Origin of the sequence: Tardiphaga sp. 866_E4_N1_4, from assembly GCF_052076075.1 — a bacterium.
Lineage (GTDB): Bacteria > Pseudomonadota > Alphaproteobacteria > Rhizobiales > Xanthobacteraceae > Tardiphaga > Tardiphaga robiniae.
Genome location: NZ_CP197242.1, coordinates 2,495,276 through 2,510,642 on the forward strand (window position 1 = coordinate 2,495,276; position 15,367 = coordinate 2,510,642).

A 15,367-nucleotide genomic window follows, 5' to 3' on the forward strand; every position below is an offset into this window, starting at 1 on the left:
GATCGAACACTTACGCCGCACGGCGCCGTGTTTTCATATCCAGCCATACTGCCAGAATGACGATGACGCCGGTCACCAATGGCTGCCAACTCGCGTTGACCGACAACAGGTTCATGCCATTGAGGACCAGGGTCAAAATGAGTGCGCCGACGAACGTGCCGAACACCGTTCCGAGACCGCCGAACAGCGAGGTGCCCCCGATCAGAACCGCGGCAATCGCCGGCAGTGTCAGGCTTTCTCCGATATCGGCTTCGGCAGAGTTCAGTCGCGCAAGAAAGATGATCGAGGCGAGCCCGGCCATTGCGCCCGACACTGTGTAGACCAGCAGGAGTCGGCGAGCGACGGGAATGCCCGACAATCGCGCGGCGACCGGGTTGGCGCCGATGGCATAGATTTCCTGTCCCCACGTGGTGCGCTGCGCGAAAATGGTTCCGATGGCGAGGAAGACCAGCAACAGATAGACCGGGATCGGAAGACCGAGAAAATAGCCACTGCCGATCTGGCGAAAGCCAGCCGGGAAGCCGTGCATGGTCTCTCCGCCCATGTACCAGTAAGTGATGCCGTGCAGCACCCACAGCATCCCGTAGGTCGCAATGAAGGATGGGATTCGAAGCGCCGTCACCATCACGCCGTTCAGCATCCCCACCGCGCCACCGACGCCGATGCCTGTCAGTACCCCCAAGGTCGGCGAGCCCGTCTGATGAATCACCGTTCCGGCAATACAGGCGGAAATGGCGACATTGGCACCAATCGAAAGGTCGAGGCCACCTGTCAGCACCACCAAAGTCAGACCCGACGCAATGAAGAACAGCAGACTCGCCTGACGCAGGACGTTGAGGATGTTGCCGAGACTGAAGAACGAGTTGGTCAGGATGGTCAGCGCCGCACAGATCAGAAACGCGGCGAGCAGGCGATAGAACACCTGGATCATCTCGTCGGAAAGCAACATTCTGCCGCCTGAGATCGGCTTTGAGATATCGGTCATGATCGGCTCCGCAATCCATCGACGAACAAGGCTGCAATCACCAGCAAGCCGACGCTTGCCACCTGAATCGAAGACGGCAGCGCCAGCAGATTCAATCCGTTGCGCAACACGCCCACGGTGACCACGCCGAGCAAGGTGCCAAGCAGCCAGCCATTGCCGCGCTCGAACGACGTGCCGCCGACGGCAACCGCTGCAATGGCATCGAACTCAAGACCGAGGCCAGCGGTTGGATGCCCGGAGTTCATGCGCGCAGTCATCAGGAGACCGGCCAGACCGACCATGGCGCCGCCGAGCGCGTAGACGAGGATCAGCAAGCGTCGGGCCGAGATGCCGGCGAATTTCAACGCTTCGCGGTTGCCGCCAAGTGCGAAAATGTAAGTCCCGAAACGCGTGTGGTAGAGTAATCCGTGGAAGGCAAGGTAGCTTCCCAGTCCCAGTACGATCGGAAGCGGAACGCCGCCGAGCGTTCCGGAATAGACGCCGCGAACGGCCGCTGGCATGCCGACGACGCTCTGGCCATCGCTGACGATCAGCGAGAGCCCCTGCGCCATCCCGAGTGTGCCCAGCGTGGCGACAAAAGGGGGAATGCCGACAACGGCCACCAGCCAGCCGTTGATCGTCCCGAACACGATTCCGACGACCAGAGCCGCAAGCAGACCGAGCAGCAGCGAGCCAGTGGCCAAAGCGACGATGGCGACGATCAGCGAGGTCAGCGTCAGCACTGCGCCCATCGACAGGTCGAGACCTTCGGTCATGATGATCAGCGTCATCGGAAGCGCCAGCATCAACAGAATCGTCGATTGGACGAGCACGTTGGAGATATTCGGCACCGTCAGGAAGCCGGGCGTCATCAGGCTGAAGACAACACATAGCAGCACCAGCATGACGGCAACGCCGGGAATCCGCTGAAGCGGATTGGTGTTCAATACCATCGCTTGTTCACGCATGATGCATCCCCAGCTTCACGATGTTTTCCTCACTCAGTTCGTGGCGAGCCAGTTCACCCGCGATCCGTCCGTCGCACATGACATAGGCGCGATCACAGACGTGGCAGATTTCCGCCTGCTCCGACGAGATCATCAGCGCAGCGGCACCATCCGCGACCAGTCGGTCGATGAGCGCGAAGATCTCGGCTTTCGCTCCGACATCGATGCCGCGTGTCGGTTCGTCGAAGATGAACAGCTTGGCGCCAGCGGCCAGCCATTTGCCGATGACGACCTTCTGCTGGTTGCCGCCGGACAGAAGACCGACGGCCTGCTTGTCCGATGGGGTCACGATCCTCAACTGCCGGATCAGATCATTGGCAACCTGCCTGGATTTTCCCTGATCGAAGAAGCCACGCGGAAAGATCTTGCGTAGCGCGGAAACGATCAGGTTGTCTCCGACGGAGCGGATCAGAGCCAGACCTTCGGCCTTGCGGCTTTCCGGAATCAGCGCGAGCCCCAGTCTCGCCGCTTCGTCCGGACCACCGGATTTCTCCCGGCCGTCGAACAGGATCTGTCCTGCGGTCGCCTTGTCGGCTCCGAAGATGGCCCGCACCACTTCCGTGCGCCCCGAGCCGACCAGCCCGCACAGCCCGACGATCTCGCCTTGCCGCACCACCAGGTCGATGCCCGCAATGCCCGAGGCAGAGGAGAGACCCTTCACCTCAAGCATGACCTTGCCAGGGGCCTGGGCGAAGGTCCGTGGATAGCTCATATCGACGCTGCGACCGACCATCATCCGGACCAGATCGTCCGATGACACGGCCCCGGGTTTCACTTCATCGATACGACGCCCATCGCGCAGCACCGTGATGCGGTCACCGAGCGAGAACACCTCCGCCATGCGGTGCGAAATGTAGATGATGGCGACGCCGTCTGCCTTGAGCCGCGCGATCAGTGCGAACAGCAATTCCGTCTCGCGATCGGACAGCGCCGCCGTCGGCTCATCCATCACGAGAATTCGCGCGTTCTGGCTGATGGCCTTTGCAATCTCCACCATCTGCTGCTGGGCGACGCCCAGCTTCTCGATCCGGATCGCCGGATCGATGTCGAATCCGATCGAAGCCAGCACGCGCCTGGCATCAGCCAGAATTTTCGCGCGATCGATCGTGCCGGGAACACGTCCTGCCGGCTCGCGTCCGAGGAAGATGTTCTGCGCGATGTCGAGATAGGGGACCAGCGAGAATTCCTGGAAGATGACGGCGATGCCGAGCTTCTGCGCATCGGCTGGCGACGCGATCTCGACTGTCCCGCCGTTGTAGTGGAACGAGCCGCTATCGGCGCGATAGGCCCCGCACAGCACTTTCATCAGGCTCGATTTGCCTGCTCCGTTCTCGCCGAGCAGCATATGCACCTCGCCTGGCCAGACCGAGAACGACACATCGTCGAGTGCCTTCACTCCCGGGAATTCCTTGGAGATGCCGCGCAGTTCGAACAGCGGCGGCGCTGCTTGAACGATCGACACGGCAGCCTTGGACTGAGCGAGCTGCGTCATGCCAGCACCGGTGCATTGGGCAAGAAGATCTTGCCGGGGTTCATCATGCCTTTCGGATCGATCGACGCCTTAATGCCACGCATGATATCGACGGCGTCGCCGAGCTCGTCCTGGAGGAATCCGATCTTGCCGGTACCGATGCCGTGTTCGCCGGTGCAGGTGCCCTCCATCGCGATCGCCCTCGCCACCAACCGCGCGTGCAGCGCCTTGCCGCGCGCGACTTCGTCGGCATTATCCTGGTCGATCAGGATCAGCAGATGGAAATTCCCGTCGCCGACATGGCCCACCACAGGCGCGATCAGTCCGTTGGCATCGATGTCGCGACGCGTCTCGGTGAGACACTCCGTCAGCCGTGAGATCGGCACGCAGACATCCGTGATCATGGCCTTGGCGCCCGGCTTCAGGCTGAGACCCGCATAGAGCGTGTTGTCGCGGGCATGCCACAGCTTCGTCCGGTCTTCCGCCGCACGCGCCCATTGGAAGCCTTGGCCGTCATGTTCGGTGGCGATCGCCTCCGCCAGTTCGGCCTGCTCCGCGACACTCGCCTCGGTGCCGTGGAATTCAAAGAACAGCGTCGGCGCCTCGCGATAGCCAAGTTTGGAATAACCATTGATGCCGCGCATCATGACTTCATCCAGCAGTTCCATCCGCGCGACCGGAATGCCCGACTGGATCACTTCAATCGCAGCATCGATCGCTTGATCGAGTCGCCCGAAACTGCAGACCGCGGACGAGATCGCCTGCGGCCATGGATGCAGCTTCAGGGTGATTTCGGTGATGACGCCGAGCGTGCCCTCGGAGCCGACAAGCAGCCGGGTGAGATCGTAACCGGCTGACGATTTGCGGGCGCGCTGGCTGGTACGGATCACCCGCCCATCCGGCAGCACGACTTCGAGCGCCAGCACATTATCCTTCATGGTGCCGTAGCGGACGGCCATGGTCCCTGACGCGCGCGTCGAGGTCATGCCGCCGATCGACGCATCGGCGCCGGGATCGATCGGAAAGAACAATCCGGTGTCGCGCAGATGCGCGTTGAGCTGCTTGCGGGTGATGCCAGGCTGCACGACGACGTCGAGGTCCTTGTCATGCACCCGGAGCACGCGGTTCATCCGCGCAAAATCGATACAGACGCCGCCAGCCACCGATGCTGCATTGCCTTCGAGTGAAGTACCCGCGCCGAATGGAACGACCGGCATGCCTAGTTCGCCGCAGAGCTTCACGATCTCAGCGACTTCCTGCGTGGTCTCCGGAAACACCACGACATCCGGTGGACGGCTGGCGTGATAGGCTTCGCTGCGGCCGTGATCATCGAGCACGCCGCGCGCAATCGTGGCGCGTGCCCCAATGATCTCGTTCAGACGGACCACGGCCGTCTCGGCGCTCACTGGCGCTCCCATAGCATCCTCCCCTTCCATATCAGCGCTCAGGCTCTGCGGCCCGTGATGCGCATTGTTAGCTAGACAGCATGCGCCTTGTTGGCGTCTGGCTTCAAACCGAAATCGTAATTCAAATGATAGTAAGGCGTGTTCTGCATGCGCCCGTCGGGAGCTTCGCCGGCATCTTTGCGGGCGAATTCGCGAATGAGCGTATCTTTGACGCCGAAGACGACGTCGGAGTCGAGATACTTGTCGCCCGCGACGAACACATGCGTCACCAGTTGTTCGAAGTCAGGCGCCGAGATCATGAAGTGAACATGGGCGGGCCGCCACGGATGACGCCCCTGAGCCGTGAGCATATCGCCGACCGGCCCGTCATGCGGGATCGGATAGGCCGCTGGCTTGATCGACCAGAACCGGAAACGGCCCTCGGCATCGGCATGAAACCGCGCACGCATCGCCAGATCGCCGATCTTGTCGAGCTGCTGAACATCGTAATACCCGTCGTCGTCGGAGTGCCAGACGTCGATTGTCGCATTTGCGATCGGCTTGCCATCCGGCGTCGAGACCGATCCCGTCACGATCATCGGATCGCCCTCCATGCCACCGGAGATGTCTTCGCCAAGCTTCTTCTCCGGGGCCGCCTGGACGAAGAACGGCCCGAGCACGGTCGTGTCCGTCACACCTTTTTCGGCACCATGATTGATAGCATCGACCAACATCGACACCCCGAGCGTATCCGAAAGCAGGATGAACTCCTGGCGCTTATCGTCGCACATGTGACCGGTACGCGTCAGGAATTCGATGCCCTGCTCCCATTCCCTCTGGGTCGGCCGAATCTCCCGGACGAAGGCATGCAGATGGCGTACCAGCGCCTCACTGATCTGTCTGATCCGCGGCTGGCCGGCATCCGTGATGCGATCCAGCACGGCGTCGGTGATGGTGTTCTCGTTGAAATTCCGCATGGCCTCCCCTCACCCAAGCTTCGGCTCGCCGAGACCCGACAGTCGCTCGACATGGCGCACGGTGGCGATGAAATCGGATTCGCCATCTCCTTGCGCAACAAGCGATCCGTAGATTTCTCGCACCTGCGCTGCGAGTTGCAGCGGCACGCCGACGTGATGGCCGGCCCCGATGATGAGGTCGAGATCCTTGGCCATCTGCCGGCACGAGAAAGTAGACTCGAAGTTGCGCGTGGCCAGTGGCGGCGTCTTGTACTTGACCATCGGCGAGGCGACCGCACTATCATCCAGGACCTTGAGGATATCCGGCCAGGAGATGCCGCCCTTGCGCGCCAGCGCGAGACTTTCGGCCATCATTCCGGCGGACACCGCGATCATCAGGTTGACCGCGAGCTTGGCAAATCGCGCCTCTTCAGCCACGCCGAGATAGGTTTGCGCGCGTGTGAACGTCGCCAGCACCGGCTGAACCGCATCGAACGCGTCGCGCGGCCCCGACACGAAGCAGGTCAGCGCGCCGGTATGCGCGATCGCTGCATTGCCGGACACCGGAGCGCGCAGATAGGCAATACCCGTTGCCTCCGCCGCGACACCAACCTCCGCTGATATTTCGGCGCTGACAGTGCTCGTCTCGATCAGAACCGCACCACGTGTCAGCTTGTTCAGCAAGCCGTCTGGTCCGAGCACCACGGAACGCAACGCCGCATCGTCGGGCAGCGATGTGAAGATGATCGAGTGGTTTGCAGCGGCGTCCGCCGCGGAGTTAGCCGTCTGAAGCCCAAGCTGCTGTGCCAACACCAAGCGCTGCTGGCTTGGGTCGTAACCGGTGACACGGATACCGGCCTCCACCATGCGGCCGGCAATCGGCAAGCCCATCTTGCCAACACCGATCCAGGCGACGGCCTGTGCTTGATCTCTCGACGGGGTTGTCATGCCGCTTTCTCCTGACGTTCGATCTCGGAGACGATACGCATGCCTGATCGCTCGAGTTCATTCTTTTTGTGGTCGAGGTTCTCCGCCAGCAGGTGTCCGCCTCGCTTGCGCCAGATGCCGTCGATCATGACCGCCTCGACATTGGCGATGCTGGACTGCATCAGGACCGTAGAAACCGGATCATGGACCGGCCAGAGGTTGAGGTCGGTGGCATTGATGACGACCAGATCCGCCTTCTTGCCCGGTGTGAGCGAACCGATGGTGTCTTCACGCCCGAGCATGCGAGCGCCCTCGATGGTGATCCAGCGCAAGGCCTCACGCGTCGTGATCGTCGTGGCAGCCGGGATGGCGCCCGTGGCCCGCCGGCTCTCGGCGTTGTCTAGCGCACGCTGCATCGAAAGTGCGATGCGGCCAACGTTGAACATGTCGCCGGGCAGCACCGATTCCAGATCGACCCCGAGCGATGGCCGCGATCCCAGCTTCAACAGCCGCCCGGTGATCGGGTAGCCGTGGCCCTGATTCATTTCATTTTCTGGCGTGACCGAGAACGACACGCCGAGATCGACAAGCTGATGCAGCAGATCGTCGGGAAGATCGTTGCCGTGCACGATGTTGATGCCGGGACCGACCAGACCGGCTGCAATCAGCTTCGCCCAGCCACCCGGCGTCTTGGCCGGGCCTCCGCCCTGATGCATCGAGGCAATCAGATCGAACTCACGCGCCAATTCGAAATCATGGATGGCAACATCCATGGTCGAATAATGCGGGCCGAGAATCGCGAGCCCGAGCGTGACGCGATCACTGCGGCTAGACAGTGCCCCTGCCAGGAAGCGCTCGACCTCATGGCGCGGATGCGGAACCTCGGAGAAGTGCGGCTGCCCCGGCGCCGCCTCCGGCTTCGGCGAGCCGTGAAAGAAGGCGGCACGGATGCCGCTCTCTTTCAGCGCCGCGACGGCGCTATCACTATGCGCAGGCGTTGGGTTGTTGTGACACCAGTCAACCAGCGTGGTGGTGCCGCAATTGATCTGGTTCAGCGCGCCCATCAGCGTGCCGATATGGATATCCTCGGGACGAAAGACCGTGGCCAGTCCCGCATGCATCCGGCGGAAATATTCGGGAAGCGTCCAGTTCGCGGAGAAGCCGCGCAAGGCGGTCTGCCACGTATGCATATGCGCGTTGACAAGGCCCGGAATGACGATGCGACCACGACCATCGACGATCTCCGCATCACCGGCATCGAGGCCCGGCCAGATGTCGACGATGCGATCGCCATCAACCAGCAGGTCGGCTTGCGCGAGATCGCCGATCGTGTCGTCCATTGTCAGGATCGTGGCGGACTTGATGAGCGTGCGCGTGGCCGTCATCGCAACGCCTCCGCTACGACCGGAGGTTCGCCCGCCCAGGCCCGCGCGATCAGATCGCGGATGGCATCGCGTTCCAGCGGCCGCGGGTTCCAGTAGGCATTGCTGACGGCAAGGTCGGCGGCGCGTTCGATGCCGTCCTTCGGCATTCCCAGATCGCGCAGCGCGACTTTGGCGCCAAGTCCCTGCGTAAGATCGAACAGTCCCTGCGCGGCCTGTCCGGCGCCAAGCGCGCGCGCGACGCGAGCCGCCGCAACTGGCACGGCGGGAGCATTATAGGCCATCGCATGCGGCAGGATCACCGTGTGGGTTTCGGCATGTGGCAAATTGAACGTGCCGCCCAGCGTATGGCAGAGCTTGTGATGCAGACCCATGCCGACGGCGCCGAGACAGGCGCCGCACAACCAGGCAGCGCGCAGGGCATCATCGCGCGCCGCCGCGTTGTCCTCGCCAGCCGCAAGCTTCGGCAGCGCGCCGGCGAACAGGCGAATGCCCTCTTCCGCCATCAACGACACGACCGGATTGGCATCGCGCGCATAGAGCGCTTCGACAGCGTGAGCGATTGCATTGACGCCCGATGTCACGGCAAATGCAGGCGGCAATGTGCGCGTCAGGTCGACGTCGTAGATGACCGTTTCGGGGAGTATCTTCGGGCTCGATTGCGTGGTCTTCAGTCCCTCGCGGGTCTCACCCAGGATCGGCGTCATTTCGGACCCGGCATAGCTGGTCGGTACGACGATTTGCGGCAGGTCGGTCCGTAGCGCGATCGCCTTGCCTAGCCCGATGGTCGAACCACCGCCCACCGCGACGATGCCGTCGGCCTGCAGAGCCTTGACCTGCTGCATCGCAAGTTCGGTCACATCAACCGGCGTATGCATCACCGCACCGGCATAGACGCCCGCCGCTCTGTCACCGATCAGGGCGGCAATCTGCTCGCCGTGAGATTTCTGCTGGGCTGTCGTCAGAACGAGTGCGCGCTTAACGCCGAGTCGGTCGAGCTCAGCGGCCAGATCTGCCAGCCGTCCCGAGCCGAAGACGACCCGCATGGGCGCCGCCTGATAGACGAAGCTCTCCATCATTCCATCCCTGATCGTCGACGCCGTTAGGCGCCTCTGCTGCATTGCACCAAGGCATGCAGCGGATTTTCGCTACCATCATTCCCGTGCACACGTTTGTCAAGAAACTCTGCACACGTTTGTCAATTTGTGCAAGATGAGGCATTCTCACGTGATCGTTAGCGGATACGACGACGCGCGCGAGCAGGCTGGATGGCGATGCCCAAAAAAACCAAGAATACCAAGAAGACGTCACCCGCGCTTCAGGAGCGGTCGTCGCGTAAGACAATCATTGATGTCGCGAAGTGTGCTGGCGTCCATTGGTCAACGGTGTCGCGCGGGCTCAATCCCGAGAAGCGCCACCTGATCTCCCCAGAAATGATCGAGCGCGTCGAAGCTTGCGCGAAGAAGCTGGGATATCGGGCCAACGCCATGGCATCGGCGCTTCGGACCCAGCGATCTCGCACCGTCGGCGTTATTGTTTCGAACCTTGGTGACCCCGTCCACCCCCCCATAGTGCGGGCGATTGAGGACCGGTTCGCCGAGATTGGATACGTCACCATCGTCGGCAATACCGACAACCATCCGCTCAGGCAGGCCGCGCTGATCGATCGTTTCATCCAGCAAGGCGTCGAGGGGCTGATCGTCGCGACCTTCGAGCGAAACGATCCCGGCATCGCAGCCTGCGTCGAGGCGAATATTCCAGTCGTCGCGGTGTTTCGCGACCCTGAAAGCGAATTCATTCCGAGCGTCCGGGTCGACGACGCTAAGGCAATGGAACTGGCGGTTCATCATCTCGCCGAGTGTGGGCACAGGCAAATTGCTCATGTCGGCGGCCCGCAAAATGTGTCGACGGGTTACCACCGCTATCGCGGCTTTCGGCGCGCTTGCAAAGTCTTGGCTCAAGACGGAGTTGCGCCCACTGCCGTCTTCGGTGAGGCCTTTACGGTCGAGGAAGGCGAGTTCGCTTGCGAACGTTTGCTGACGGAGAACCCCAATATTACGGCGATTGTGGCTGGCAACGACATGCTGGCCGTAGGCTGCCTTCGGCACCTGAGAAACAAGGGCATTTCATGTCCCGGCAACATCTCGCTGGTCGGCATGAACGACATGCTGTTCATGGATGCGATAGCACCGGCGCTGACGACCATCAGTACACCGACTGCGGAACTGGGAACGCAGGCGTCTCACATCCTTATTGCGATGATCAAGGGAACGCCGGTTCAAAACGATCGGATCGTACTGAAGCCGGTTTTGCTTGCGCGCGATTCTGTCGCCGCGATCAAACTGCCGACCAAGACACGTTCATCGGATCTTTCTGACACCGCCAAAAGAGAAGTCAGAATACGGCACCGACAAAGCTAAGCGAAACCTGACGCACGCTGCGGCGGTGGCATGGAAAGGTGCCAACGACCAATCCGGATTTGCTGACAACGGGGGCGCTCAGATGCGATCCGTTACAGACTTGGCTTCTCGACCGAGATCAGAAGTTTCCGCAACAGCCGCGTGAGCGTTTGACGTTCGTTGGCCGTCAGCACCTCGTCGACCGAACGGGACAACTTGAAGTGCTGGGCAATCGCCTTGTCGACGGAATTTCGCCCCTTGGCCGTAAGCGTGATCCGCGCACCGCGGCCATCTTCAGGATCCTGGCGCCTGACGATGAAGCCGTCCTGCTCGGCACGCCGCAGCCGCGCGGTGAGCCCGCCCGACGACAGCAGGCACTCCGCATAGAGGTCAGTCGGTCGAACACCGATACTGCTATCGGCCTCGCGGCGGTAGATCGTCAGAAGCAGGTCGAACAATTCCCAATTGAAGCCCTGCTCCTCGAGCGCGGGCTCGATGGCGCTGCGCATATGCACGGACAGCCGGACAATCCGGCCGACGACGTCGAGGTGACCGGCGTCGAGGTCGGGCCGCCGCCGGCTCCAGCCGGCAATGATCTCATCAATCGAATCGGTGGTCATGATGATCAGCATATAGGCACGGGCCACCGAATATATGCAAATTCATCTATCTTTCTGCAAAGATATTTTATCTTGACTTAAAGATAGTTTGACCTCACGCTTCGTGACGGGTTGATCGGATGCCCCTCGCGAGAAGGTCACGAGGTTACCAACGCCCGCCATCGAGGAAATGATCATGACAGCCAAGCCGGCCTTTGCGACCTCGCCCACCAATCCGCACGTCAAGGAAATCCAGACGATGCCGGAGCGGAAGCCGGACATGCCTTATGCGCCAGCGATCCGTGTCGAAGTGCCCTGCGGCATGCTTTTCATTTCCGGAGCAACGCCCTCGCCGCTCTATCACAAGCATCCCCATGTTCTGGAGGAGCACGATCATCCGAATTCGATCGAGGACCAGACCCACCGCGCCATGCAGACGATCCAGTCGATCCTGGATCACGAAGGGCTGACCTGGACCGACATCGTCAAGGTGACGAAGTACCTGACCGACATCCGGGACCAGGACGGTATGGTGAAGGTGATGAAGGAATATTTCGGCGACTGGACGCCGGCCAGCACCACCATCTGCATCAACCAGCTCTCGACCCAGGGCGCCCGTGTCGAGCTCGACATGATCGCCGCCATTCCCGTGCAAAAATAGACCGGATGTGACCTCCCGCCGGCCCCGGGTCATCGGGCCGAACGAGGCCGACAATGATGCACGGCACTGAAAATCAAAATGAGCAAGGGGACCGCACGCTGCACGCCCCAAAGGGGTCCGCGCCGCGGGCGACCGGAAGCGAAGCCGATGCGCCGCTGCTGCGTCTGGTCGGTATCGACAAATCCTTTCCCGGCGTGCATGCGCTCAAGAACGTATCGCTCGACGTCTATGCCGGTGAGGTCCATGTCATCCTCGGCCAGAATGGTGCGGGAAAGTCGACGCTGATCAAGACGCTGTACGGCGCCTATGCGGCCGATCGCGGCTATATCGAGATCGAGGGCCGGCGGGTCGCCGTCGCCCGCCCCGCCGATGCCAGCGCGCTTGGTATCGCCGTCATCTTCCAGGAATTCTCGCTGATCCCGTATCTGGACATCGCGCAGAACATCTTTCTCGGTCGCGAAGCCGCATTCAGTCGCTTCGGCCTCGTCGATTCCGCGGCCATGCATGCAGCCGCACGCACCATCCTCGACGATCTCGGCCTCGACTACGACACCCACGCATACGCAGCCGATCTCGGCGTAGCCCAGCAGCAGATGGTGGAGATCGCCAAGGCGCTTTCGCAGAACGCGCGGGTGCTCGTGATGGACGAGCCGACGGCGGCGATCTCCGAGCGTGAATCAGATCGCCTGTTTCAAACCATCGCGCGATTGACGGAAAAGCGCGTCGCCATCGTCTACATCTCCCATCGCATGAAGGAGGTGCAGATGCTCGGCGATCGCATCACTATCCTGCGCGACGGCGCCGTCGTGACCAGCGTGCTGCGCGGTCAGAAAAGCCAGGCCGAGATGGTCGGCGCGATGATCGGGCGACCATCGGGATCGCAACTCGCACGGACGCCGCGCCCGCCCGGCGAGCCCGTTCTGCTCGCCAGGGATGTGAACACGGCCAAACTGTCGGACATCTCCATCGAAATTCTGGCCGGCGAAGTGGTGGGGCTTGCCGGCCTCGTTGGGTCCGGCCGGACCGAAGTGGTTCGCGCCTTGTTCGGCGCGGATCCAATCGCGAGCGGCGAGATCGCTCTGTTCGGATCGCGCACGCCGGCCACACTGGACAGACGGGTGCGTGCGGGCATGGCCCTGCTCCCGGAAGATCGCAAACGGGAGGGATTGGCGCTGCCACTCGATGTCCGCGACAATGCGACAGTCGCCTCGTTGTGGCGCAGCTTCACCTCCGGCTGGTTCTCACCGACCAAAGCTGAGCGGGACACACGCGGGCTGATCGCACAGCTCGGCATTGCCGCCCATGGCACGCGCCAGAGCGTCCACACCCTCAGCGGCGGCAATCAGCAGAAGGTCGTGCTGGCCAAATGGCTGGCCGCGGGAGCCAAACTGTTTCTGCTGGACGAACCGACGCGCGGTGTCGATGTCGGCGCCAAGGCGGAGATCTATCGCCTGATCGATCAACTGGTCGATGGCGGGGCCGGTGTCGTCGTCATCAGCTCGGAACTGCCGGAGCTCGTTCAGCTCTGCGACCGCGCCTATGTCATGCGCGACCATCGCATCGTCGGGCATCTCGCCGGCGACCAGCTAACCGAGCGGGCCATCCTCGAACTGGCGGTGCATCAATGAGCGTAACGATCCAGCTGCAGCGCAGGTCCGGCATGGGTCAGTTCCTCAGCGCAATCCCCGGCGCCGGCCTCCTGCTGATCCTGATGCTGGTGCTGTTTACGATCGTCAATCCGAAATTCGTTTCCCAGACCAACCTCGTCAATGTCGGCTTGCAGACCTCGCTACTACTGATGCTCGCCCTGCCGATGACGCTCATCATTATGACCGAGGGCCTCGACCTGTCGGCCGGAGCTCTGCTCGGGCTGAGCGGCGTCATCGTCGCCGAGGCGCTTCTCGCCGGATGGGGCGTATTCGCTGCCTGCGCGACGGCACTCGCGATCAGCACCGCCTTTGGCGCCCTCAACGGCGTCCTGATCGCCTATCTGACGCTACCCGCTTTCGTCGTCACCCTCGGCACCATGGGGCTGATGCAGGGGATTGCGCTGGTGCTCACCAATGGAGATCCCGTCGGCGGTTTCACGCCTGCCATTGAAACCTTCTATCGCTCCCAGCTTTGGTTCATTCCGACGCCGATCGCGATCGCGGCCGCCCTTTATGCCGCGCTGTGGCTACTGCTCTATCGCACTCGGCTCGGCAACTACGTGATCGCCATCGGGGGCAACAAGGACGCGCTGCGTCTCGCCGGCATTCGCGCCAATCTCGTCCACCTCGCCGTCTATGTGCTCGGCAGCACGATCATCGGCCTTTCGGCGGTGTTGCTGATCGGACGCACCAATTCAGCGCATCCGACCGTCGGCATCGGCATGGAGTTCGAGGCGATCGCCGCAGTCGTGCTCGGCGGCACCTCCTTCGAAAAAGGACAGGGCTGGCTGTTCGGTGCCGTGCTCGGCGCGCTTGCCATCACCGTGCTGCGCAATGGACTCAACATTCTGTCCATCGACTCATCGCTGCAGGTCGTGTGCATCGGCATCCTGCTCATCCTCGCGTTGCTGATCGACCAGGCGCGCAAGCAATTCGTGAGGCGTACGGCATGACGATCCCGGCAACGCTCGATATCCGCCCATCGTCCCTGTCGCCCGACACTGCGGCCCTGCTCGGCCGGTTCGTGCTGATCGTTCTGATCGCCGGCGCATTGACCGCGGTCGATCCGGGATTCGCGTCGGTGAGCAATCTGCTGAATATGCTGCGGCAGGCGAGCCTGCTGTTTCTCGTCGCGTCCGGCCTCACACTCGTCATCATCGGCGGCGGGCTCGATCTGTCGGTGGGCGCCAATCTGACGCTGTCGGCCTGTCTCGCCGCAGCCGCGATCAAGACCACCGGCAATCCGTGGTACGGCGTTGCGGTCGCCATCGGCGCCGGCACGCTGATCGGTTACGCTAACGGGCTGATGATCAACCGCCTGCAGTTGCCGCCTTTCCTTGCGACTTTCGGCATGCTGTGGGTGGCGCAGGGCATCGCCTACTGGTTCATGGCCGGGCAGACGATCTACGGCATGCCGATGTCGTTTCGCTATTTCGGCACCGGCTTCTTCCTCGGCGTTCCGCTGCCGATCTGGATCACGCTTGTGGTCTGTCTCGCCTGCAGCATCCTCCTGCACCGCACGACCTTCGGCCGCGAGGCGTATTTCATGGGCGCCAACCAGACCGCCGCGCTGCTGTCCGGCGTCCCGGTCGAGCGTCGTCGGCTGCTGCTCTATGTGCTCAGCGGCTTGACGGCGGGCATCGCGTCTCTCGTCTATCTCGCACGCCTCAATGCCGCCGAGCCCGGAATCGGCGAGCCGTTGCTGCTTCCTGCTATCGCCGCAGTTCTGGTCGGCGGCACATCCTTGTTCGGTGGCAACGGCAACATCGTCGGCACCGTGCTTGGCGCCATCCTGCTCACCATCATCGTCAACGGCCTCAATCTGCTGAATGTTGCAGCGACCTGGCATCCCTTCGTCAACGGCGCCGTCGTCCTGGTCGCCATCATTGCGGATCTCGTCATCAGCCGACGCCGATCAGGGAGCGGATAGACCCGGCATCACCAGTTCACCACAGTCTCGTCATTCA

14 protein-coding genes are annotated in these 15,367 nt (G+C 62.2%); 5 read left to right on the plus strand and 9 right to left on the minus strand.

What is annotated here, in order from left to right:
• Window positions 1-10: 10 nt before the first annotated feature.
• From AB8B20_RS12255 to AB8B20_RS12290, 8 genes are read right to left on the minus strand one after another with little or no spacing between them, the layout of a single operon-like run.
• A complete protein-coding gene (locus tag AB8B20_RS12255; RefSeq protein WP_439072753.1) occupies window positions 11-985 on the minus strand; it encodes an ABC transporter permease in 975 nt (324 codons plus the stop codon).
• Window positions 982-1,932 carry an ABC transporter permease gene (locus tag AB8B20_RS12260; protein WP_093756888.1) on the minus strand — a complete coding sequence of 317 codons (951 nt, stop codon included), beginning with the start codon at window positions 1,930-1,932 and terminating at the stop codon, window positions 982-984. The genes AB8B20_RS12255 and AB8B20_RS12260 overlap by 4 nt, the downstream gene beginning before the upstream one ends.
• Window positions 1,925-3,463, minus strand: a complete 1,539-nt coding sequence (locus AB8B20_RS12265) for a sugar ABC transporter ATP-binding protein (protein ID WP_439072754.1) — start codon at window positions 3,461-3,463, stop codon at window positions 1,925-1,927. The genes AB8B20_RS12260 and AB8B20_RS12265 overlap by 8 nt, the downstream gene beginning before the upstream one ends.
• Window positions 3,460-4,860, minus strand: a complete 1,401-nt coding sequence (locus AB8B20_RS12270) for an FAD-linked oxidase C-terminal domain-containing protein (protein ID WP_439072755.1) — start codon at window positions 4,858-4,860, stop codon at window positions 3,460-3,462. Before AB8B20_RS12270 ends, AB8B20_RS12265 begins: the two co-directional genes overlap by 4 nt.
• Before the next feature lie 59 nt (window positions 4,861-4,919).
• Complete coding sequence (locus AB8B20_RS12275) at window positions 4,920-5,804, minus strand: intradiol ring-cleavage dioxygenase (RefSeq protein ID WP_439072756.1); 885 nt, start codon at window positions 5,802-5,804, stop codon at window positions 4,920-4,922.
• 9 nt (window positions 5,805-5,813) lie between these two features.
• Window positions 5,814-6,731 (minus strand): NAD(P)-dependent oxidoreductase, encoded by a 918-nt coding sequence (locus tag AB8B20_RS12280; protein ID WP_439059570.1) that lies wholly within the window; start codon window positions 6,729-6,731, stop codon window positions 5,814-5,816.
• The gene (locus AB8B20_RS12285) at window positions 6,728-8,095 is read right to left on the minus strand and encodes an amidohydrolase family protein (RefSeq protein WP_439059571.1); all 1,368 of its coding nucleotides are present in this window, start codon (window positions 8,093-8,095) and stop codon (window positions 6,728-6,730) included. The genes AB8B20_RS12280 and AB8B20_RS12285 overlap by 4 nt, the downstream gene beginning before the upstream one ends.
• Complete coding sequence (locus tag AB8B20_RS12290; RefSeq protein ID WP_439072757.1) at window positions 8,092-9,171, minus strand: maleylacetate reductase; 1,080 nt, start codon at window positions 9,169-9,171, stop codon at window positions 8,092-8,094. Before AB8B20_RS12290 ends, AB8B20_RS12285 begins: the two co-directional genes overlap by 4 nt.
• Before the next feature lie 189 nt (window positions 9,172-9,360).
• On the opposite strand from AB8B20_RS12290, the gene AB8B20_RS12295 reads away from it, so the two are divergent.
• Window positions 9,361-10,512 carry a LacI family DNA-binding transcriptional regulator gene (locus tag AB8B20_RS12295; RefSeq protein ID WP_439072758.1) on the plus strand — a complete coding sequence of 384 codons (1,152 nt, stop codon included), beginning with the start codon at window positions 9,361-9,363 and terminating at the stop codon, window positions 10,510-10,512.
• A 92-nt stretch (window positions 10,513-10,604) separates the two neighbouring features.
• Here the strand turns inward: AB8B20_RS12295 and AB8B20_RS12300 are convergent, their stop codons facing one another.
• Window positions 10,605-11,138 (minus strand): MarR family winged helix-turn-helix transcriptional regulator, encoded by a 534-nt coding sequence (locus AB8B20_RS12300; RefSeq protein ID WP_439072759.1) that lies wholly within the window; start codon window positions 11,136-11,138, stop codon window positions 10,605-10,607.
• Window positions 11,139-11,286: 148 nt separating this feature from the next.
• Here AB8B20_RS12300 and AB8B20_RS12305 point away from each other — a divergent pair, with 148 nt between their 5' ends.
• From AB8B20_RS12305 to AB8B20_RS12320, 4 genes are read left to right on the plus strand one after another with little or no spacing between them, the layout of a single operon-like run.
• The gene (locus AB8B20_RS12305) at window positions 11,287-11,751 is read left to right on the plus strand and encodes a RidA family protein (protein ID WP_158550404.1); all 465 of its coding nucleotides are present in this window, start codon (window positions 11,287-11,289) and stop codon (window positions 11,749-11,751) included.
• Window positions 11,752-11,807: 56 nt separating this feature from the next.
• Window positions 11,808-13,379, plus strand: coding sequence for a sugar ABC transporter ATP-binding protein (locus AB8B20_RS12310; RefSeq protein ID WP_439073067.1), 1,572 nt, complete (start codon window positions 11,808-11,810; stop codon window positions 13,377-13,379).
• A complete protein-coding gene (locus tag AB8B20_RS12315) occupies window positions 13,376-14,353 on the plus strand; it encodes an ABC transporter permease (RefSeq protein WP_439072760.1) in 978 nt (325 codons plus the stop codon). Before AB8B20_RS12310 ends, AB8B20_RS12315 begins: the two co-directional genes overlap by 4 nt.
• Window positions 14,350-15,330, plus strand: coding sequence for an ABC transporter permease (locus AB8B20_RS12320; RefSeq protein WP_439072761.1), 981 nt, complete (start codon window positions 14,350-14,352; stop codon window positions 15,328-15,330). The genes AB8B20_RS12315 and AB8B20_RS12320 overlap by 4 nt, the downstream gene beginning before the upstream one ends.
• Window positions 15,331-15,367: the final 37 nt, after the last annotated feature.